The 22249-nt window shown below is 53.5% G+C and carries 16 protein-coding genes and 1 pseudogene; 8 read left to right on the plus strand and 9 right to left on the minus strand.

The features are described from left to right. The 7 genes and pseudogenes from BM300_RS31215 to BM300_RS28530 all read left to right on the plus strand — a co-directional run. Positions 1-289: pseudogene (locus BM300_RS31215) on the plus strand (IS110 family transposase); the annotation flags it as partial. 1077 nt (positions 290-1366) lie between these two features. Further along, positions 1367-2425 carry a homoserine dehydrogenase gene (locus BM300_RS28505; protein ID WP_092464629.1) on the plus strand — a complete coding sequence of 353 codons (1059 nt, stop codon included), beginning with the start codon at positions 1367-1369 and terminating at the stop codon, positions 2423-2425. Continuing rightward, a complete protein-coding gene (locus BM300_RS28510; protein ID WP_092464631.1) occupies positions 2422-3834 on the plus strand; it encodes an aldehyde dehydrogenase family protein in 1413 nt (470 codons plus the stop codon). Before BM300_RS28505 ends, BM300_RS28510 begins: the two co-directional genes overlap by 4 nt. 476 nt (positions 3835-4310) lie before the next feature. Next, positions 4311-5585 (plus strand): glycoside hydrolase family 68 protein, encoded by a 1275-nt coding sequence (locus tag BM300_RS28515; protein WP_092464633.1) that lies wholly within the window; start codon positions 4311-4313, stop codon positions 5583-5585. Positions 5586-6181: 596 nt separating this feature from the next. Further along, positions 6182-6541, plus strand: a complete 360-nt coding sequence (locus BM300_RS28520) for a DUF6124 family protein (RefSeq protein ID WP_092225040.1) — start codon at positions 6182-6184, stop codon at positions 6539-6541. Between the two features lie 257 nt (positions 6542-6798). Continuing rightward, a complete protein-coding gene (locus BM300_RS28525) occupies positions 6799-6966 on the plus strand; it encodes a helix-turn-helix transcriptional regulator (RefSeq protein WP_256575868.1) in 168 nt (55 codons plus the stop codon). Positions 6967-7673: 707 nt separating this feature from the next. Beyond that, a complete protein-coding gene (locus tag BM300_RS28530; RefSeq protein ID WP_092225038.1) occupies positions 7674-8033 on the plus strand; it encodes a DUF6124 family protein in 360 nt (119 codons plus the stop codon). Positions 8034-8138: 105 nt separating this feature from the next. On the opposite strand, the gene BM300_RS28535 is transcribed toward BM300_RS28530, so the two are convergent. The 5 genes from BM300_RS28535 to BM300_RS28555 form a co-directional block, all read right to left on the minus strand. Then, positions 8139-10226, minus strand: a complete 2088-nt coding sequence (locus BM300_RS28535) for an AIPR family protein (protein ID WP_092225036.1) — start codon at positions 10224-10226, stop codon at positions 8139-8141. A gap of 16 nt (positions 10227-10242) precedes the next feature. Beyond that, complete coding sequence (locus BM300_RS28540) at positions 10243-11181, minus strand: PD-(D/E)XK motif protein (protein ID WP_170862119.1); 939 nt, start codon at positions 11179-11181, stop codon at positions 10243-10245. Continuing rightward, a complete protein-coding gene (locus BM300_RS28545) occupies positions 11165-13903 on the minus strand; it encodes a Z1 domain-containing protein (protein WP_092464635.1) in 2739 nt (912 codons plus the stop codon). The genes BM300_RS28540 and BM300_RS28545 overlap by 17 nt, the downstream gene beginning before the upstream one ends. Then, complete coding sequence (locus tag BM300_RS28550) at positions 13900-15366, minus strand: ATP-binding protein (RefSeq protein ID WP_092225030.1); 1467 nt, start codon at positions 15364-15366, stop codon at positions 13900-13902. The genes BM300_RS28545 and BM300_RS28550 overlap by 4 nt, the downstream gene beginning before the upstream one ends. 235 nt (positions 15367-15601) lie before the next feature. After that, positions 15602-17227, minus strand: a complete 1626-nt coding sequence (locus BM300_RS28555; RefSeq protein WP_092225028.1) for a DNA cytosine methyltransferase — start codon at positions 17225-17227, stop codon at positions 15602-15604. 28 nt (positions 17228-17255) lie between these two features. On the opposite strand from BM300_RS28555, the gene BM300_RS28560 reads away from it, so the two are divergent. Continuing rightward, positions 17256-17663 carry a very short patch repair endonuclease gene (locus BM300_RS28560; RefSeq protein WP_092225026.1) on the plus strand — a complete coding sequence of 136 codons (408 nt, stop codon included), beginning with the start codon at positions 17256-17258 and terminating at the stop codon, positions 17661-17663. A 527-nt stretch (positions 17664-18190) separates the two neighbouring features. Here BM300_RS28560 and BM300_RS28565 read toward each other — a convergent pair. The 4 genes from BM300_RS28565 to BM300_RS28580 all read right to left on the minus strand — a co-directional run bounded on the left by BM300_RS28565 (position 18191) and on the right by BM300_RS28580 (position 21223). After that, entirely contained in the window at positions 18191-18922 is a 732-nt protein-coding gene (locus tag BM300_RS28565; protein WP_092464637.1) for a LexA family transcriptional regulator, read from the minus strand. A 195-nt stretch (positions 18923-19117) separates the two neighbouring features. Next, positions 19118-19645 carry an inorganic diphosphatase gene (gene ppa / locus BM300_RS28570; RefSeq protein WP_003205933.1) on the minus strand — a complete coding sequence of 176 codons (528 nt, stop codon included), beginning with the start codon at positions 19643-19645 and terminating at the stop codon, positions 19118-19120. Between the two features lie 111 nt (positions 19646-19756). Next, positions 19757-20569 carry a M90 family metallopeptidase gene (locus BM300_RS28575; protein WP_092464639.1) on the minus strand — a complete coding sequence of 271 codons (813 nt, stop codon included), beginning with the start codon at positions 20567-20569 and terminating at the stop codon, positions 19757-19759. Between the two features lie 6 nt (positions 20570-20575). Next, complete coding sequence (locus BM300_RS28580; RefSeq protein ID WP_063324210.1) at positions 20576-21223, minus strand: DedA family protein; 648 nt, start codon at positions 21221-21223, stop codon at positions 20576-20578. Positions 21224-22249 lie beyond the last annotated feature (1026 nt).

A 22249-nucleotide genomic window follows, 5' to 3' on the forward strand; every position in this document is an offset into this window, starting at 1 on the left:
AATCGTTCGCTGGCGCTATCAATGTTCAACCTTTTTGCGCCAGACATTTGTCGAGTGGGCTGCCCACAGCATCAATCAATCGGTATGGGCAGGGGCGTACTATCGCCAGCAGAAGGCCAAAGGCTGCTCTCATCAAGCAGCCCTGAGGGCACTGGCTTTTAAATGGATCAGGATCGTTTATCGGTGCTGGAATGCTGGATCCCAGTATGACGAGAGCGTCTATTTACAAGCCTTGGCCCGCCACGACTCGCCTTTGATAAGAGCACCGGAGGCAACGAAAGCATGTTGACGGAAGAGCTCAGAGCGTGAAGCAGCCCCAACCCGATTGACCGCAATCCACCTGACCCACCGCGCAGGCCAACTCCAGGGGCCGCTGCGCAGCCCAACGGGAGCAAGCTCCCTCGCCACAAGAGCGGCCGGCGGTGCGTCAGCCAAGCAGGTGCATGCCCAGCACCAATAGACCAAGCACTGAAAAACCTGTGGGAGCGAGCTTGCTCGCGATAGCGGTACACCAGCCACCATCGATGTGCCTGACCTGGCCCCATCGCGAGCATGCTCGCACAGGAGGAATATACCCAGCCACCACCAACCCCGTGGCGAGGGAGCTTGCTCCCGCTGGACTGCGAAGCAGTCCCAACCCGATTGACCGCAATCCACCTGACCCACCGCAGAGGCCAACTCCAGGGGCCGCTGCGCAGCCCAGCGGGAGCAAGCTCCCTCGCCACAAGAGCGGCCGGCGGTGCGCCAGCCAAGCAGGTGGATTTCCTGACACCAATGGACCAGGCACCGAGAAAACCTGTGGGAGCGAGCTTGCTCGCGATAGCGGTACACCAGCCACCATCGATGTACCTGACCTAGCCCCATCGCGAGCATGCTCGCACACAGGAGGAATGTGCCCAACCACCACAACCCCCGTGGCGAGGGAGCTTGCTCCCGCTGGGCTGCAGCAGCCCCAACCCGATTGACCGCAATCTACCTGACCCACCGCGCAGGCCAACTCCAGGGGCTGCTGCGCAGCCCAACGGGAGCAAGCTCCCTCGCCACAAGAGCGGCCGGCGGTGCATCAGCCAAGCAGGTGCATGCCCAGCACCGATAGACCAAGCACTGAAAAAAACTGTGGGAGCGAGCTTGCTCGCGATAGCGGTACACCAGCCACCATCGATGTACCTGACCTGGCCCCATCGCGAGCAAGCTCGCTCCCACAGAGGAATGTGCCTGGCCAGTGGAACAAGCATGCTTACCGCTTTGCCCACCCCCTGGTCAAAACGCCCAAAAAATAGAGCAAATTGGCATATTTCACTGCCCAGCCCACCCCCCTAACCTAGATCCCAACAACCTCATCACCCGGATCAAGGACATAACAAAAATGACTGAATACAAACTGGCGCTGGTCGGCTTCGGCGGTGTGAACCGGGCATTGGCTCAGCTGATTGCCGAGCGCAACCAGCAGTGGAAAACCGACCTCGGCTTCACCCTGAAAATCGTCGGCGTGACCGACCTGTTCCTCGGTTCGGTGATGGACCGCCACGGCCTCGACGCCGCATCGCTGGCCAGACTGCCAACCACCCAAGGCGCCATAGCTCAACTGCCCGGCGGCACCGTCGACGCTCTCAACGAAGCCGTGATCAAAGACTGCGGCGCCGACATCATCGCCGAAGCCACCTTCACCAACCCGGTGGACGGCGAGCCCGCCAGCTCGTTCTGCCGCTGGGCCCTGGAGCGCGGCAAGCACGTGGTCACCACCAACAAAGGCCCCATCGCCCTGCACGGCGCCGAACTCAAAGCCCTGGCCCAGCGCAACAACGTCGCCTTCGAATACGAAGGCTCAGTGATGAGCGGCACCCCCGTCATTCGCCTCGCCAAACAATCCCTGGCCGGCAGCTCGATCACCGGTTTCGAAGGCATCCTCAACGGCACCTCCAACTTCGTCCTCACCTGCATGGAAGGCGGATCGGGATTTGCCGAAGCAGTCAAAGAAGCCCAAGAACTGGGCTACGCCGAAGCCGACCCAACGGCGGATGTCGAAGGCCATGACGTGCGCCTCAAAGTCGTCATCCTCGCCAACGAACTGCTGGACGCCAAACTCACCGTCAACGACGTCACCTGTCGCGGCATCTCCGCCCTCAGCCTCGCCGACATCGAAGAAGCCCGCCACGACGGCGCCCGCTGGAAACTCATCGGCGCCGCCACGCGCCAGGCCGACGGCTCCATCAGCGCCAGCGTCGAACCGCGCCTGCTGAGCAACGACCACCCACTGGCCAGCGTCAGCGGCGCCACCAACGCCGTGTCCTTCACCAGCGAACTGCTTGGCGCCGTCACCGTCTCCGGTCCGGGCGCAGGCCGCACCGAAACCGCCTTCGCGCTGCTGTCGGACATCATTCACATCCACCAATCGGCAACCCGCAAACAGGAGCACAACCTGTGAACGTATCGCGCCTGGCCTTGGCGGTCGTCGAACCGCACATCGAAGTCCTCAACCCATTTGATGGCAGCATCGTCGGCACCGTCGCCGACGTGTGCGCCTCGGAAGTCCCGCAACTGCTCGAGACCGGACGCAGCGGCGTAAAAGCCTGCGCCGCGCTCCCCCGTCATCGCCGCGCTAGCATCCTTGAACACGCGGCACTGAACATCGAACGCGACGCCAAAGCCTTCGCCCGGCTGATCGTCGACGAAGCCGGCAAGACCCTCAAACAGGCGGAAAAAGAAGTCAAACGCTGCGTCAACACCCTCAAGCTCTCCGCCGAAGAAGCCAAGCGCAACGCCGGCGAAATCGTGCCATTCGACGCCTACGAAGGCGCCGAATCGCGCCAGGGCTGGTTCACCCGCGAACCCCTGGGCCTGATCGTCGCCATCACCCCCTACAACGACCCCCTCAACCTGGTCGCCCACAAACTCGGCCCGGCCATTGCCGGCGGCAACGCCGTCATCCTGAAACCGTCCGAGCTGGCGCCGTTGTCGGCGCTCAAATTGGTCTCGTACCTGGTCGCCGCCGGCCTGCCTGAAAACGTGGTCACCGTCGCCACCGGCGGCGCGGAACTGGGCAAAGCCCTGGTCGCCGCCCGCGACGTGCGCATGATCTCCTTCACCGGCGGCTTCGTCACCGGCGAACAAATCGCCCGCACCGCCGGACTGAAAAAACTCGCCATGGACCTCGGCGGCAACGCCCCCGTCATCGTCATGGCCGACTGCAACCTCGACGCCGCCGTCGACAGCTGCCTCTCCGGCGCCTTCTGGGCCGCCGGGCAAAACTGCATCGGCACCCAACGCCTGCTGATCCAGGCATCGATCTACGCCGCCTTCCGCGAACGCTTCGTCCAAAAGGCCCAAGCCCTCGTCGTCGGCGACCCACTGCTCGCCAGCACCGACATCGGCCCGATGATCACCCAGCAGGCCGCGCAGAACGCCGAACAGGTGGTGAACGAAGCCCTGCAACAAGGCGCCACCTTACTCTGCGGCCACCGCCGCCAAGGCACCTGCTACGCCGCCACCGTATTGGAAAATGTCGATCATTCCAGCCGACTCTGGCGCAATGAAGCCTTCGCCCCGGTGGTGGTGTTGCAGCCGTTCGACACGTTCGATGAAGCCATTGCGTTGGCTAACGAACCTGAATACGCCCTTCACGCCGGGATCTTTACCAACGACCTCAGCACCGCGATGAGCGCTGCACGGCGGATCGAGGCGGGCGGCGTGATGATCAACGACTCTTCGGATTTTCGGTTCGATGCGATGCCGTTTGGCGGTTCCAAGTACGGCAGTTTGGGCAGGGAAGGGGTGCGGTTTGCGTATGAGGAAATGACCCAGCCGAAGGTGGTTTGTTTGAATACGTTGGGATAACAGGTCAGGTCGTTGGCATCGGGCAGGTTTGGTCACCTGCCTGATGCTTTTCTGCACAAACAACACAGCCACCGCACACCCTGTGGGAGCGAGCTTGCTCGCGATAGCGATACACCCGTCACCCTCAGAACCGCTGACTCCCCGCCTTGTTGAGCTTTGCGCACGACGCCCAAGCTCAGTCGAGCAATCCCTCTATGCACTACTTCCACCTGTCGCCAGTTATGCAAGCTTTCCACTGAGCAGCGGCTCAGAGCACCGAGCGTGCCGGCAACGTCGTCGATCTTCCCGCGAACTAACTTCTGCAAACGCTCAAGGCTGAAACGTATCAGCCTCAAGAAAAAACCAAATTATGCACAAATGCATTTTTTTGCTTGACCCGCATGCATGAGCCTCTATAAGGTGGCTTCACTGTATGCGCATCCAGTATTTCTCAAGCATCATTTATTTGAATCCATTCATGGACGAGGTATTACCTTATGAAAACCACCACTGAAAAATTCGGTGTAACCCCCCATCAACCCAGCCTCTGGACCCGCGCTGATGCGCTGAAAGTCCGGGCGGACGATCCCACCACCACGCAGCCGCTGGTCAGCGCGGATTTCCCGGTACTGAACAACGACGTGTTCATCTGGGACACCATGCCCCTACGCGACTTGGACGGTAACGTGACATCCGTCGATGGCTGGTCGGTGATCTTCACCCTGACGGCCGATCGTCATCCAAACGACCCGGCGTACCTTGATGAGGACGGCAACTACGACATCCTCCGCGATTGGAACGATCGCCATGGTCGGGCAAAGATGTACTACTGGTTTTCTCGTACCGGCAAGAACTGGGAATTCGGCGGCCGTGTGATGGCCGAAGGCGTTTCGCCGACCGCTCGCGAATGGGCCGGTACGCCGATCCTGTTGAACGACCGAGGTGAAGTGGACCTGTATTACACCGCCGTCACTCCAGGCGCGACCATCGTCAAGGTGCGCGGTCGGGTAGTGACCACTGAACACGGTGTCAGCATGGTCGGCTTCGAGAAGGTCAAGCCACTGTTCGAGGCCGACGGCAAGATGTACCAGACCGAAGCCCAAAACGCCTTCTGGGGTTTCCGCGACCCATGGCCTTTCCGCGACCCGAAAGATGGCAAGCTGTACATGCTGTTCGAGGGCAACGTGGCCGGCGAGCGTGGCTCGCACAAAGTGGGCGAGGCCGAAATCGGCGACGTGCCACCGGGTTATGAAGATGTCGGCAACTCGCGCTTCCAGACCGCCTGTGTCGGCATTGCCGTAGCCCGCGACGCGGATGGTGACGACTGGGAAATGTTGCCGCCCCTGCTGACGGCCGTGGGCGTCAACGACCAGACCGAACGTCCGCACTTCGTGTTCCAGGATGGCAAGTACTACCTGTTCACGATCAGCCACACCTTCACCTACGCCGACGGTGTGACCGGGCCGGACGGTGTGTACGGTTTCGTCGCGGACTCGCTGTTCGGCCCCTACGTGCCGCTCAACGGTTCCGGCCTGGTACTGGGCAACCCGTCCTCCCAACCATTCCAGACCTACTCGCACTATGTAATGCCAAACGGCCTGGTGACCTCCTTCATCGACAGCGTACCGACCGACGAAACCGGCACGCAGATTCGTGTGGGTGGCACCGAGGCCCCCACGGTGGGCTTGAAAATAAAAGGGCAGCAGACGTTTGTGGTGGCTGAGTACGACTATGGGTACATTCCGCCGATGCTCGACGTTACGCTTAAGTAGTAGCAATACAGGGGTTTCAGGCAGCGGGTTTGAGGTCGATGACAAAACCGTTGTGGATATGATCGAGATGTCCCGCCTGATTTATTGCGATGGTGGTCGCAAGCCCCGTTGAACAACGAGTCGTAACCCGCTCGCGACTGGCTGCAAGGATGCAGCCAGTCGCGAATGCACTCCCCTTCGACGTATGTACACAAGCACCTCTGTGGGAGCCAGCTTGCTCGCGATAGCGGTGCATCCGCAACCTTCCAGCCAGCTGTTTATCGCGTCTCCACGAGCCTAGCCAAGACCGACATCGCCTTGCGCCATTGCCTACAACTACGCCAGAATCCGCCGGCTTGTGCGTCTTGGGTCGCGTCGGTAGTTTGGGTCCTGTCACTGCTCATCAGTGATCGGGTTTAGTCGCCCGTCTCAACCTAAGGCGTACCAAGTCTCCGTCGGACAGGCTTTGCTGTTCCTGTATTGATGGTGGCTGTGCGCAGGGCGCCCCCGGGCGCGCCGGGATTCTTAGGTTCACCGGTCGACTAACCTGCGCACAGCTGCCGCCCTCTCGTTTAGTCGCGAGGTGGCTGCAGCATCACTTACAGGAACCTAAGTCGATGGCAAAAATTACACCGAACCCTCCGACCGCAGATGAGCATGTATCTCGCGCTCAGTCTGCTCGTAACAACAAGCTTGATGAGGCTGCCAACCGGGCGTTGGATTACTACCTGAAGCCTACGCCGAAGAACGAAACGTCTGACAAACCCAACACCATCTTCCGTATCGCACCTGATGTTGATTCGGAATGTCTCCTTGCCAATCTCAGTGAAAACCTGGCTTCGGCGAATGCCATGATCAATGATTTGGCGTTTGGTCTTGAGGGATCACGACGGCATTTTGCGTTGGGGATTTTGCAGGTGATTGAGGTGAGTGAGTTGTTGGCGAATCGGGCTTTGGATATTGTTGAGGTGAGGTAACAAGGGGCCGCGCTTACCCCGGGTGTGAAAAAAGGTCTTGCATGGCAAGGCCTTTTTTGTAGGCGAGAGATTGGATAAAAGGCTGTCAGGTTTAGAAACATCCAGAAAATCGTCGATCCATTTGTGCAACAAGGTGCTGCACTAATCACGAATCAAAATACACGTGGCGTTGTGTCTCCACGGCTACAGTAATTAGATAAATATGGATTTTTGATGCTCAAGGGCTACAAATGACCACCCTGTTTGATGTGGCCGAAATGCTGAAACAGGCTCGAGGGGAGGCCCGTTTGAGCCAGAAAGCCTTGGCCAGTCGCGCTGGCGTCTCACGTTCAACGGTGGCGCGTATGGAAACAATGGGTCTCGGCCCTTGTCCGGTTATTGGAAGCGGCCGGATACGACTTGAAACTGGTGAAGGCAGGTCATGAACGCACGGTTGAGGACATCCTGGCCGAGCAGCGTTCCGGGGCGCGCGAGTCCTAGTCACAGACGTAAAGCCGATAGAGAAGTTGTGCAAGTACCTCTTGCACAATTTCCCCAACCGCAGCGTCGCTCCTTGCTCGTGACGCGCCATGCTGGCCAACATACTTGACGCTGACGCACCGCATTCACGAGTAAACCCGCTCCGCCAGTCCTATGTTTGAAGTGCCTGACGTGTCGCCATTTATTGATTTCAGCGACACGTTCTATCGTCATGTCGCCAGCAGCGACATATGCACACATGCTGCTCCTCTGTGGAAGCGAGCCTGCTCGCGATGGCTGTGTGTCAGCAACCTTCCGGCCAACTGTTTATCGTGACTCCACGAGACTAGCCAAGACCGACATCGCCTTGCGCCATTGCCTACAACTACGCCAGAATCCGCCGGCTTGTGCACCTTGAGTCCCCTCGGTAGTTTGAATCCGTCACTGCTCATCAGTGATCGGGTTTCGCAGCCCGGACTCTATAGGCGCACAACGTCACCTTCGAAAAGCAGATCGCCCATGTCTGTGATTTCGTCAGAGGTGGCTGTGCGTGGGAGACCTTCGGGTCTGCCGGTCCCTAGAGTCCCGGTCTGCGAACCCGCGTACAGCTGCCACCCCATACTTCGTTTCGCAGCGAAGGGTGGTAGCTCCAACAGACTCTAGGAGCTTTACCATGGTCAAGATTACACCGAACCCGCCAGCTACCGACGAAGCTGTGTCTCGCGTTCAGTCTGCTCGTAACAAGAAGCTCGATGATGCTGCGAACCGGGCTTTGGATTTTTATCTGAAGCCTACGCCGAAGAAAGAAACGTCCGACAAACCCAACACCATCTTCCGTATCGCACCGGATGTTGATTCGGAATGTCTGCTTGCCCATCTCAGCGAAAACCTGGCTTCGGCGAATGCAATGATCAGTGATTTGGTGTTCGATCTTGAGGGATCGCGACGGCGTGTTGCGATGGGTATTTTGCAGGTGATTGAGGTGAGTGAACTGTTGGCGAATCGGGCTTTGGATATTGTTGAGGTGAGGTAGAGCGGGGCGCAAGCTGTCCTTCGGCAACAAAAGGTCTTGCATAGCAAGACCTTTACGAAAACTAGGGTGGATACAAAAAAGACTGATCAATAAAGTTTCATGTATTCACAGGGCAAGATAGCCGTCCTCAATCATCTGTCCCCGTAATTTCCAAAGTTCGATACACTGGCGTTCCGTAGGAAGCTTATGGGGGATTTGAGTTGCGATACTCAATAGACTAACTTGCTTGGGCGAAAGTTTCCCCTTCTTGATCCCCCAATTTAATAGTCGTGTCCATTCCGCGCCGGGCAAGTCTACGACCATAATTTGAAGTTGTATGCCGTCATCAGTTTTTTGCATCGTCTTCGATTTTTTTCCATCCTCAACAGAGAGGCGCACATCCTGAAGAAATTCATCTGAGTTTGAAACTAGCTTTACTTTGGTATTTTTTACTTGTTCCCAGCAGGCTTGCATTTTTGCCCACTCAGTGACGTTATCTTTGGGTCTGTCAGGATCGGTAAGCACGAGAAAAACTTTTTCTGCAATTATAGAAAGTTGGTCGCATAGTGCCTGCGGAACAGCCTGTAGATCCCAAATAGTTCTGAAGTTGAATTGCTTGCCCAGTGCATCCTCAGATATCAAATTATGAAGCTTGGCGATCGAGTAAGTTACGATGTTTGCACGATACCCTCCTTGGTACCATGTTTGTTGGCTAACCAGAGACTCCGTTTTTCTGAAGATTATAGCTAGAGCAACTAGGCTGCGAAAGTACTCTTCATTATAAGTCTTGCCGTCCGATATCCAAGATTTTGAAATGATGTCAGCAAAAAATATAAAGTTTTTTTGCGCTCCCATGCTTACTCTATGGGGTTGCTCACGCCAACTATTTTCATATTTTGCAACATCGGTTTTTGTAAATAGCTGGTTTTTTGGATTTTGTACTAAAAAGTGGTTTTTTTGTGCGCTTGTGAGCTTGGCTTGTTCATTAAAATACTGACCTCTAGCTCGCTCATAAAACCAATGTGTCCCAAATTGTGCCCCGGTTTTGGGAGAGGTGAACAGTCGGCGAGAAAATTCTTGAAGGCGAATATGAAACGGGTGGTTGGAGAAAAAGTCTGCATCGCTAACTTTGTTCTGGCTATTCGCGTAACGTGCAATTTCCGGAGTTAACTCCCCAGCTTTTTCCGGAGGCAGAACAGAAAGCTTCATCTGCACCATAACTTTAGAGAGGTCCAAGCAGTCTTTACGTGCAGTACCACCTCTTTTTGCAAACGCTAACGATGCCGTGGTTTGCCCTCCGTTTACAATTTGAAGGTTCACCGCGCTTCGAATACGCGTCCCCCCCGCATCCTCTTCTATTACAACATTTTCGGCCGTCGCCGCAATTCCATTGTTGAATGCAAAAAACATTTCAGGCTGATTACGAATCGTGTTTTGTATTGCAGCGTTAACCTTGCCTTTTGTACTCAAAAATGTTCGAACATTACCTTCAAGCAATCTGCTGCCGTAAATGTCGTATATATCCGCTAAAGTGTCGCCGGGAATCATGCAAAGATAAGCGCTATAGTCTCCCTGGGATTCGGCAGCAGCAAGGCATTTCAGACCACTCGTTTTATTTGTCGAAAAGTCAACAACAAGATCATCGCGCCCAGTAGCTGAGATATAAGCTGAATGGAATCGTCCGATATCCCAGATGTGGAACTCGACAGGGGTACCGCTCACAGCATCTTCAGGCCATCCTTTCTGACGAGTTTTTAGCATGCCATCGCTAACGAAATAGAAACGATATTTCGTTATTTTCGAATGCCAATTCATTAAGTCACATGCGAAGCCAAAGCCTGGTTGGCTTTCGTCTACACTCCCGTCAGTTAAGTTGCCCTCCAATGCCTCTTCAAGAAAGGCACGCAAATCACCGAGTGCAGCCTTTGCATCGGAAGTAATAAACGAGGGCACTTCATCCTCATTAAAAAATTCAGCTATCAGAAGAGCCATCGAGTTGTCGGCATCATCGAATGAATAGCCGTCCACTCGAAGCCTTTTGCGCTTTCCATTGACCCCCTCAAATCTGCACATTTCGAAGGAGAGAAGCTCCTCCGCCTCTACCAGCCTCTCTCCGCACTCCTCCACAAATGCGGTGCGAATGAAGTCGCGCGAAGATTCGGCTTTTGAACGGACGGTCTCTATGATGTCTTTATGAAATGTGAGGAGATCCATATAACTTACTCGTTCGCTATATCTGAAAAGGTATGCAGCTTTGGAGGTTTAGTTTGTATTTGACACTACGAATTCCTGTCGATAGATCTTGTGGGCGAATACAGGGAAAACCAGTGCTGACTTTATAACGGGTTACTTTGCCTATAGTCATTACCCACGCATCATATTCAGGGCGTATAACATAGCCAGATCTCAGTAGTGAACTTTCAAACGCTAAATATGTGTCAAAATCTGATTTAATTATCCTTCGAATTTCATCAATCAACTGATTAAGTGTGAAGCCAGCTTCCGTATCCTCAGATCCACTTCCGAGCTCGATAACGACGAGCTCCAACTCTCGGTGGGTGAAGTCAAGTTGTCTTTCTGAGGCTATTATAACCTCATTGGTCGCTGGCCAAACTGTCTTGACCTCCCACGCATTTTTTTCAAATTGGAAGTCCTGATCAGCTCGATCAGGCCCTTTCCAGCTCTGAACTGCCGCTGATGCGCTAATAGTCCCAATTAGTGTCTTTAGGTGAAGAAGCTCACCGGTCAACCCTCGAACTTGCCCTTCGGTCAATAAATCGAAATTCCCTCGCTCAAATAGCAAGCGCCAGCTAACAAGACGAGCTAAAACGAATGGAAGGCCTCTAGATTTCTCCCCACATTGACGTGAGGATTCAATTAGGTCTCCGCAGAAGAGCAAGAACAACTCGGAAAGCTCAGGTTTTTCTAATATGAAAAGTAGAGACCATTGGTTGTCATCTCGGAGCGCGCTGTGAATTTTTACTGATTGGAGTTCCAACTCAACACTAGGTTTTTTTTGTGTAATCAACAAGAGTGTGAGCCGGCCTATTGAATCCACACCAGCGTAAAAATCAAGCAAATGCTCCGCGTCAATTCGGCGAAAACCGGATCCGACACCTTCCGACTTAATCGCCGTCCAGATGGATTTAACCTTATTCATCATCTTCATCGTCCTCATCATCGTTGTCGTCAATGGAGGGATTATCTCCAGACAAAATGTTTCTGAGTTCAACAAGATTAATCCGATAAGCGACTCGGTGACTCGACACATTAAGAGAGGGGAAGCTTAGACCTATTGCCACCAGCGCATCACAATCGGAAGGAAGCGTATAAGGACTTTCCTCATTGCTCTCACCTCTGGGCTGAATCAAATGGATCAACAGCAGCGGCGCCTGCCTAACAGCAGCATATGCTTTACCTGGTATTGTTTGAACGCTTTTCTTGGACTCGCTTCGGAAGCGAAGGTCTGCTGCCTTAACTTCAGCTTCAGATAATCCAACTTTCTCATCACCTGCAGAGCCCACTCGAAGTTTATTTCCGTTAACAAGCAAGGCTTTGATATTTTCATCAATGGAGATTTTCCGAATTCGCCTTTTGACTTCTATGTCACCAAAAAACTTGATTGAATCTCCGCTGCCTGTTGGTAAAGCCACATCCCAGTGATCGAGCTTTTCATCATCTGATTTCTCGATAAAGTCTGCCAAACTCGATGTTTGTAGTTTGACGCTAAGGGGGTGGTTGACAAATGCCTTTAAGAATTTCACAACCAATTGTTTCGGCACGGACCGCCATACAGGAAAGGAGCCATTCTCAGGTTTTGCAGTTGGGCAGGAGATCACTGAACGTATGAAACTTTGCGCTTCCTTATAGTTCGCGGTAACTATAGAAGGGTCTTTCAATAATCTAGGCGACTCTAAACTTTCTTCAGTTATAGAAATAATTTGTATGATTTCGTCCGAGTCCCGCATTTTATTTCTGGCGGTAATAAGTAATGATTCAGGGTGAGACCTTACGCGCAGACCAAAGTCAATTGGTTTAAGGCGGGAATTCTGCATTCGACGCACTTCATTACGCAATTCGTCGGTGGCCTCCGAAATATGAGCATACCAATCAGCGGTTTCCTCAGTCATCCAAATTTTACACAGATCTTCATAGCCAACGCGGTAGCCGAACCACCGCCCCATTTGAAGCAACGCGTCGTACATCTGAGTAGATCTGTAGAAATAGCTGACACATAGTCCTTCTAACGTTAAACCGCGTGCCAAGCTATTGCCGCCCACCGCTATAACTCTTAGTCCATGTTCTTTGTAGGCGGCGTAATCTAGGCTGGCAGGTCCACTTTTTTGGTTTACGGCTGTAGTTTGAATCGGTAGTGTGGAGGCCACAAGCTGGGCTTGGACTTGGCTCCAAGATACCTCCAAATTGGAAAAAAGCCGTTGAAACTTATTAAAAAGAGTATTTATGGTTTGGTTTTGCATCGCCTCATCGAAAGACAATGATGCATAATTCTGAATATCACCCTGCATTAGGCGGACCTCATGGTCCAAGATATCCCTAACTTGGTCTTGTATTAATGTGAAGTGACTCACGTTTACTAGCATGGATCTGTGCTTTGGCATCCCAGCACGGATATCCATCAGTGTATTGACCAAGAAGAAGCAGACAACCGCGTCTATTAGAGAGGGGGGGACTCCCTCTACGTTGCTATCAGAGGTTTGTCCACGAGGAAAATATTCTTCCGCATCGTGAATTACCTCTAAGCATTTCAAATCAGATGTTTCGCTGAAAATCCGGCTCGCCCCAACGTAGTTTGTAGGGGCTTCCAAGGTGTAAATAAAATCACGAGGGAATAAATCATCCCCCTCAACATTATTTGTGGTGTCGGGATTTATAAATACATTCGCGAAGGGAGTGGCGGTGAATCCGACGTAGCTGGACCTCGGAAAAACTTTTAGCAGTCCTCGTATGGCCGAATTTATCGCAGTTGCTTTTTTGGGGTTTGTATTAATGGACGCGTTATCTGCTTCGTCATCAATCAGCAGTAGGGGAATGTCAATGTTCCCCCCCGCGCTTGCATTGTAGTTAACCAGCCAGTCGGCAAGATTTTCGAGAATCCGCTTATTTTTTTTTACAACAAGGAGTACCGGTTCCCTATAGTCCCTTAACCTAAAACCTAACTGATTTACAGTTGTTGCTTTGAAATCACCTACTGTAGATGTGAAAACCCCAGCTGACCTCGCGGCGTCAATTAGTCCTACTCCGATTTCTTTTCTATGGCGTTTTCTGTTATTAACGACGCCCGAACTATCAAGCCCAACGAAGCCCGCGTCCAAGCGTTCTTGGGTTTGCCGTCTCAAACTTTCTAACGTGCCCGTCAACAGAATCACTAGCTTATAACCGGCATCCGCTGCCTTGCAGATAAGACCAGTATAATTTGACGTCTTCCCTGACTGAACGTCGCCCATTACCAAGCCCCGACGAGGCCATCCGGTGCGACCCGATGGATCTCCCATTAAATCCAAGATCTCATCTGTAACCTTGTCTAGTGAGTTAACGACCTTGGGACCCCACCCCTGTTTCAAAAGGTCTGTTTTATAGCGATTCCAATAAAATGGGTCGATTTCGGCTTTTCGAGCTCTTAACCATGGGTTTTGTTCGTCGTAAACACAATCGCCCAATCCCATGTCAACTGTAAGGGCCTCATGAAGTCGCTTAATTACGGTTTCAAACTCTTCATCGGTGACTGTATAGGGGGGGATTGACCGAAGAGTGGAGGCTAAGTCTAAAATACCTCCCTCGGTTGGAATTCCATCGACCGTCAGTGCCGTGATAACACCTAGTTCCAAACGCCGAGCGTTCGCTGACAATACCTTCCTGGAAGCCTCACTCATGACTCATATTCCTCAATGATTTTTTTTGTCAGCGCCGGATACAAATTAAATGGTTCAATCAAATGGAGGGACATTAGCAGTTGTTTTCGAGCCGGTGAGTCCACAGGCATATTGCTCAGAAGATCCGCGATCATGCCGTTAATGCTTTCGACTGAACTATCGTTGGCGAAGTCAGATCTGATATCACTCGCCATTCGATTATACAAGGCGTCTGCAGGAAAGGAGCTTTCAATAACGCCTAGAATCAGGTTGAACTGCATCCGCCCTTCTTTACTGAGAAATTTAGAGAACTCTGAAATTATTGGGTGCTTTCGATTGATGTCGAATCGGACCCCTGATCTATCGATAACCTCATTCCATCCAGCAGCGACCTCAGAGTCAGAGACTTTTCGGCCTTTAAAAGTAATTGTTCGCCCACTTACGGCTCTAATTCTATCTACGGTTCGCTTCAGATTTAATCGGACTATCTCAGGCGGGTGGGCAGCCGATTTTTTTATGTCTAAGGTCCAAAGATGATCAAGCGCATTTGGAATGTCCACCCGAACGCGTGCAAGTTTGCTCAGCTCATCTTTTCGCGCCAAGCGAAACCATGTGCCCCAAATAATTAGTCGTCTATTTCTGTAAATATAGAAACCCTGCTGGCTTCGAACTCCCTCGGTTCCACCAACAAGTTGTGTGTCGTTATTATTAAGTTTGCTTATGTGGGGCAAGATAAAAGGTTTGACCACAACCTTCTTGCCCTCTACGGAAAAAATCTCCTCGTCCAGTGGCTGTGTGGCTTTGTGATGGCTAAGGAACGGGTCAAACGGCACAATTAAAGAGCCGTTCAAAGCTATTGAAATTTTAGGTTTGCTTCCTTCTTTAGCTAGAAATCTATGGAAAACAAGTGATAAGTGCTCGCGAGCGGCCAACATTTTCATGCCTAGCGCACTTTCTGGATCTGTTTCTCCAATAAGTAGCTTGTCTAAGTTTTGCCACAATACAATTGTTCCGGTTTTCTGCAACGAAAGCTGATTAAAATGAGGTAGAGCTTGGTATTCTGATGCTTCCAGCTGAAGCATTACCCAAGCGCCTTTCTCGATAACGACATCAAGGTCCCAGCAATAGGCACTTATATTCGCTTCTTGTTTCGAAATGACTGTCATGCGTCGACATTGAGATATGGAAGCGGTTTTTAACCCTAAGCCGTAGCGGCCCATATCCTCCCCACTTCTTTCTAGAAGGGGGTTTTTACTGCCGTGTCGCATTGCGTTCTGCAGCGTCTCATGCGACATACCTTTCCCATCGTCTATAACCGCGATGTAAGGGTTATCGTTAGGGCGGAACTCGATATGAATCTCTTTTGCGTGGGCGGAAATACTGTTATCTATCAAATCCGCCACGGCCGAATCCAATGTATATCCAATAGATCGCATTGACTCGAGCAAGGAGGCTGCGTGGGGAGGATGCTGAACCTCTATCATCGCAGCCGCCTTCCGGTACGGAAGTCAATCAAAATGGTCTCGAACAGAAGCATCCTTGTCCCCCTGCGGGCTAGCTTTAATTCCTTGCAGTCCATCCTGCCGCGCAGCATGGCTTTGATCATAGATTAGCCGACAAGGCATGACATCTATTGGCCACCATTCTTTACACAAATTTAGCTATATCGCAAGTCCGATTCGCTGGTCGCATTGCGTTATTTACCATAGCAACCCGTTTTCAGCTGATCATGGAAGCCACAGTCCTTTCGGGACGCTGGGAGGAAATTCTACCCTTGATAATACGCTCGACTACTCTCGCAATTTTACTTGCAAGTAGAGGAGGAACGGCGTTACCGACTTGATGGTATTGTTGTGTGCGATTTCCCAGAAAAAAATAATTATCGGGAAAGGTTTGTAATCTGGCCGCTTCCCTTACAGTCAAACTGCGACACTGATTAGGGTCGTAATGAATGAAATAGTGTCCATCTTTCGAGATGTGGCTGGTTATGGTGGAAGAGTGCTGGCGATCAATTTGAACCCGAAAACGATCACTAAATTTACCACTTTCCCAGTTTTTATGATCGGGCGCTAATCCAGGAAGATTGAATTCTTGGTGACCCTTTGGGGAATAATGATGAGCCTGCGCAAAGACTGACGCATAAATATAGCGCTTAAGATCTGCGCTCATGTGGCTTCGGGCTTCGTGGTTGAGCCAAACGCCTAATTTAGAGTCTGTAAGCCAAGAATTTAATTCGTCCGTGTTTACTGCTCCACTCCAAGAGCTGGTTTTTTTAACACGTAGTCCTCCATTGTTTAAACGTCCGCCCGAAAATGAATCTCGAAATATCCTAAGGTTCATCTCTAAAGTGAGATCCTTGTTTTCGGACGAAATAAGATCCTTATATAGGGTTTCGAGATGTCCCAAAATTTCGTTGCACCACTTGTCTGGGGTATCATTTCCTCTGGAAAGCGTACTGCGCAGCGGAGGGAGGTTGCCAAGAACGTCCCTGACGGTGACCGGTGGAGCGGATGCAAGTTTGTGTTCGCTTATGCCATCAACATAATCCTCGGATACGCCTACTAGTATAACTCTGTGGCGACCTTGCGGAATGCCGTAATCTTCCGCTCGTATTATAAAATTATTAAAGTCTATAGAGTCTGGCGTCATGCCAGACTCATAGATGTCATCTGAAACTAAAGAGCAGATTTTATATTTTTTACCAGTTCCGTTTTTTATTCCCAGTGCCGCGTCAGGGTCGGCAAGATCTTGGAGTATTTGTGGGAAAATTTGCGTGCCACCAACTTTTGAGGAAAGAATACCTTTGACATTCTCCATGACAAATACAGCAGGGCGCTTGCTCTGGATTATTCGCAGGTATTCCCGGTACAAAAAATGACGATGATCATCTTCCGCCTTATAGTCGACATTTCCTTTGTTGCGCGCGCGCCCAACAATTGAATAAGCTTGACAAGGAGGCCCACCAATTAATACCCAAGGTTTACTGGTATCCAATCGTTTCTCCAAAATCCGATCTAGTTCGGCATTTCCTTCTACGCTTCCGAGTTTAATTTGACGAGCTTCGGCGTCGGCATGTTGCCATTCTTTATAACTGTCTGAGGTCCAAGGTTGTGCCACACCAGCCGTTTCGCAGTAATAATAATAATCGGCAAGGGCTGCTGGGTTGTATTTTTTTAGCGCTCGATAAAATGCACGAAGTCTCAGTGTAGATCGAGCGAACGGATCCATCTCGGCAGAGACTAATATATCAAAGCTTCTGCCCTCACTGAGTGAAGAGAACCCTTCACCTAGGCCGCCGGGGCCGGCAAAGAGATCCACGACCTGTAAAGGGTTGTCACAATTCATGAGCTACATCTGCCAAAGGTAATCGAAAGTGGATGTTGTAGATAAAGAGACCAGGTCGAGGATGATGGCAGCAATAACTGGCAAAAATACGCAGCCTGAGCTCGCGCTGCGCCGGTTTCTTCATGCCAATGGTTACCGCTTCCGCCTGCACCGCAAGGACCTCCCTGGGAAGCCTGACATTGTAATTCCCAAGCTACGGACCTGTATATTTGTACATGGATGTTTTTGGCATCGCCATGCGGGGTGTCGCTACGCTACTACACCTAAGACCCGGAGCGAATTCTGGGCAGCAAAATTCTCCAGAAATGTTGAGAGAGACCTCGAAAATGTTTACGCCTTGAGGTCCCTCGGCTGGAGGGTTATTACCGTTTGGGAGTGTGAGATCAAGCGAGGATCCGAATGCCTTTCTCAACTGCACCACGCCCTTAAGGAGTAGGGGCAATCATCGACATGGTTATGTTTTTCCTAGCTCACTCATGGAAGCTAGCATCCAAAGGGTCTGTCCAGAGGGACTAGGTTCTCAGCGACCAGAGCAGCCACTTCTACAAAAACCTTCATACAATAAGGCTGTAAAAGGTTTGGAAAGTGAGAATAAATTTCAAGCCTGCATTAAAAAGCCGGCTTATGGCCGGCTTCTCGTTGACTAACTCAGTTCGTTTTTGACAAACCTCACCAGCCTTCAAAACGTACATCCGGCTCTTGCGGCCGGCTGTGGGACTTGGTCAGAAAGTGATCTGCCTTGTCGGTGCGAGGTGTGGGCTCGCAAATGTGGGGCGGAGGATACGCGGGTTTTTGGCAGAATCCCAGTGGTAAGTGGTGTGGAATCATTGGGTTAAGGGGATTCAGGGTGAAAAGCAGGGGCTGCTGCGCAGCCCAGCGGGAGCAAGCTCCCTCGCCACAAAAGCTCTTCACCACAAAGCTCCTCGGCACGAGGCGCTTTGCCTGTCTTTCCGTTCGGGTGGGTTAGTCGTACACCGGCGGTCTCTGTTTGTTGAGGGTGGACCACCAGAACACCCAGCCGATCACCCGTATGTTCTGCGCCTCGATCTGTTCGGCGCTGAAGACTTCGTCCGGGTAAGCCGTGCTGTTGTGGCTGCGCAGGCGCAGTCGGTTGCCGGGGATGCGGTGCAGGTATTTGATGCGGAGCATGCCGTCGTGTTCGAGGGCGTAGATTTGGCCGTCGACGATTTGGGTCAGGCCGCGGTCGATGGCGAGGGTGGAGCCGTCTTCGATGCGTTCGGCCATGCTGTCGCCGACCATGGTGGTGCAGATGGCGTCACTGGGGTTTATTTCCAGGGAGTCGAGGTGGCTGCGGGGCAGGCGGATGGATTGGTCGGGGATTTCGGTGATGTGGGTTTTGGTTTCGCCGGGGGCGATGGGGACTTCCTTGTAGAAGGGCAGTTCAATGTCCGTGGGTTCCACCACGCTGTAGACGCCTTGGACTTCGGCGGCGTCGTAGGTGGTGCCGGGGCCCAGGCCCAAAGGGGTTTGCGGGCCTTCGCCGTGGGCGAGCCATTCTGGGCTGACGGTCAGCAGGCTGGCGATGCTGTGGATGCGCCGGGGTGGGATGCCACGGTTGAACCAGTTGTTCACGTGCTGGGATTTCACGCCGTATAACTTCGCGAAGTCGGCGGAACGAATATGGGCTTCTTTTAGAAGGGCTCTGAAGCGGTCGCCACTGGAGATCTTTTTCATAAACGGAAAGTTTAGGGGCGACGATGTTTTCGGCAATAAACAAGTCGTGCAAATATATAAGACGATCTTTCCGTTTGCAGGATTTGAAAGGCGCGGGTTAAACGCAGTTAAACAGTGTTAATACGGTTTTGTATTAAGAACCATTAAGACATAAAAAAACCCCGGGGCAAACCGGGGTTCTTTATCAAGTTTGTTTCAGCCTTTGTAGGCGGCAACCGACTTGGTGATCGCTTCGCGGGCGGCGTCTGCACCGGCCCAGCCTTCGATCTTGACCCACTTGCCTTTTTCGAGATCTTTGTAGTTCGCGAAGAAGTGCTCGATCTGCTGAATCAGCAGCGGTGGCAGGTCGGTGTATTCCTTCACGTCGACGTACAGTTGCGACAATTTGTCGTGTGGTACTGCGATGACTTTGGCATCGCCGCCGCCGTCGTCGGTCATGTTCAGGATGCCGACTGGACGGGCGCGGATGACCGAGCCTGGGGCCACTGGGTAAGGGGTCACGACCAGCACGTCGAGGGGGTCGCCGTCGTCGGCCAGGGTGTTGGGGATGTAACCGTAGTTGGCCGGGTAGAACATGGGGGTGGCCATGAAACGGTCAACGAACAGGCAGTCGCTGTCTTTGTCGATTTCGTATTTGATCGGGGCGTGGTTGGCCGGGATTTCGATCGCGACGTAGATGTCGTTCGGCAGGTCTTTGCCAGCCGGAATCTTGCTGTAGCTCATTGGGCGGTGCCCCCGTTAGTTGACCAAATGACTGGTCGGATTGACCAAAAAGTGGCGGCGATTATAGGCATATTCGGCCGCTGATGCCACGTTACCAGGGTCGTAGAGACCTTAGTATGACGCCTGATAGACCGGATCTTCGGCTTGAAGTTGCCGCAGCCGGGCCAAAGGATCCTGGCGGTAGAAGGCCTTGAGCTGTTCATAGACCTTTGGATAGGCCTGGTGCAGCAGGTCTGGGGCGCTGAAGAAGTATTCACTGGTGACGGCGAAGAACTCCGCGGGGTTTTCGGCGGCGTAGGGATCGATGAGGGTTTCTGCGTCGGGGTTGTGGTCGAGTTGGCGGTCGAGGTCGTCGAAGGCCTGTTGCATGGCGTCGGCCCAGTCGCTGACGCGCATGTCGGCGTGCAGGGGTGGCAGGCCGTTGGCGTCGCCGTTGAGCATGTCGAGTTTGTGCGCCAGTTCGTGGATCACCAGGTTGTAGCCGTCCCAGCCGCCGCTGGCCATCACGCCGTCCCAGGCCAGGATGATCGGGCCTTGGGGCCAGGCTTCGCCGCTGTGTTCGCCGTCCCATTCGTGCTCGATGCCGCTGGCGTCGCGGTAGCGCTGGGGGCTGAGGAAGTCGTCGGGGTAGAGGACGATTTCGTGGAAGCCCTGGTACCAGTTCAGTTCGCCGAGGTGCATCAGCGGCAATTGGGCCTGGGCGGCGAGCAGCAGGCGTTGTTCCTGGTGCAGCTCGACGCCGGGCAGGGCGGTGAGGTGTTTATCGTGCAGGAACAGCACGCAGGCTTCCCGCAGCCACTGGTCCTCGGCGGCGCTGATGCCGTCGAGGAAGCTCAGTTGATGGCGCACGCGTTGCCAGGTTTCCTCGGGGACGGGGTGTTTGGCGAGGGTGCGCTGGCGGCGCCAGTTGCTCAGGGACCACATGGGCGATCAGGCTTTCGAAGCGCGTTGGCTCAGTTTGCTGCGCACCAGGCTGATGATCATTGGCAGCAGCGACACCAGGATGATGCCCACCACCAGCAGCGACAGGTTTTGCTTGATGAAGGGTACGTTGCCGAAGAAGTAACCGAGGGTCACCAGGCCGCCGACCCAGAGGACGGTGCCGAGGACGCTGAAGCCAAAGAAGCGCAGGTAATTCATCTTGCCGACGCCGGCGACGAAGGGCGCGAAGGTGCGGATGATCGGCAGGAAGCGCGCCAGGGTCACGGTTTTGCCGCCGTGTTTGTCGTAGAAGTCGTGGGTTTGCTGCAGGTAGTCGCGGCGGAAGATTTTCGAGTTGGGGTTGCTGAACAGTTTTTCGCCAGCGGTGCGGCCGATGAGGTAGTTGGTGCTGTCGCCGAGGATGGCCGCGAGCATCAGCAGGCCGCCCAGCAGCAGCGGGTCCATGGCGCCACCGGCGGCGACGGCGCCGGCGATGAACAGCAGGGAGTCGCCGGGCAGGAAGGGTGTGACCACCAGGCCGGTTTCACAGAAGATCACCAGGAACAGGATGGCGTAGACCCAGGTTCCGTAGTTGGTCACCAGCATGTCGAGATAGACGTCGAGGTGCAGGATGAGGTCGAGGGGGTTGAAATCCATGCATAACACCTGTGGTGGTGGCCTGGCTCGGCAGGCTTTGGGTCGGGCTTGGAGTGGCTACAGAGTGTGTAGCTTTTTCTTACAAGCCGGGAAGAGCGGCATTATACGGTGGGGCGGGGGAAGTGCGGGGGGAGTTTGTAGCTGGGGATTTCGGTGGTGTGCGATTGAGTGAGGACTCTTGTGGCGAGGGAGCTTGCTCCCGCTGGGGCGCGAAGCGGCCCTGAATCAGCCGGCTCGGACAATCTGATGCACCGCGTGCTTAGGTTTTGGGGCTGCTGCGCAGCCCAGCGGGAGCAAGCTCCCTCGCCACAGGGTTGGGGGGTGTGTCAGGGGGATTGGTGTGTGCTGGTTTTGTGGTGAGGGGATTTATCCCCGTTGGGGCGCGGAGCGGTCCTGAGGCAGGCGACTCGGTGAGTCTGATCTACCGCGTGCTCAGGTTTTGGGGCTGCTTCGCAGCCCAGCGGAGCAAGCTCCCTCGCCACAGGGGTGGTGGTGTGTCAGGGGGATTGGTGTGCGCTGGTTTTTGTGGTGAGGGGATTTATCCCTGTTGGGGCGCGTAGCGGTCCTGAGGCAGGCGACTCGGTGAGTCTGATCCACCGCGTGCTTAGGTTTTGGGGCTGCTGCGCAGCCCAGCGGGAGCAAGCTCCCTCGCCACAGGGTTGGGGGTGTGTCAGGGGGATTGGTGTGTGCTGGTTTTGTGGTGAGGGGATTTATCCCCGTTGGGGCGCGGAGCGGTCCTGAATCAGCCGGCTCGGACAATCTGATGCACCGCGTGCTTAGGTTTTGGGGCTGCTGCGCAGCCCAGCGGGGATAAATCCCCTCGCCACAGAGAGTTTGGTGGTGTGTCAGGGGGATGGGTGTGGGTTGGTTTTTGTGGTGAGGGGATTTATCCCCGTTGGGGCGCGGAGCGGTCCTGAGGCAGGTTACTCGGTTAATCTGATGCTCCGCGTGCTCAGGTTTTGGGGCTGCTTCACGCTCTGAGCTCTTCCGTCAACATGCTTTCGTTGCCTCCGGTGCTCTTATCAA

The organism is Pseudomonas sp. NFACC46-3 (assembly GCF_900114515.1).
GTDB classification, from domain to species: domain Bacteria; phylum Pseudomonadota; class Gammaproteobacteria; order Pseudomonadales; family Pseudomonadaceae; genus Aquipseudomonas; species Aquipseudomonas fluorescens_Q.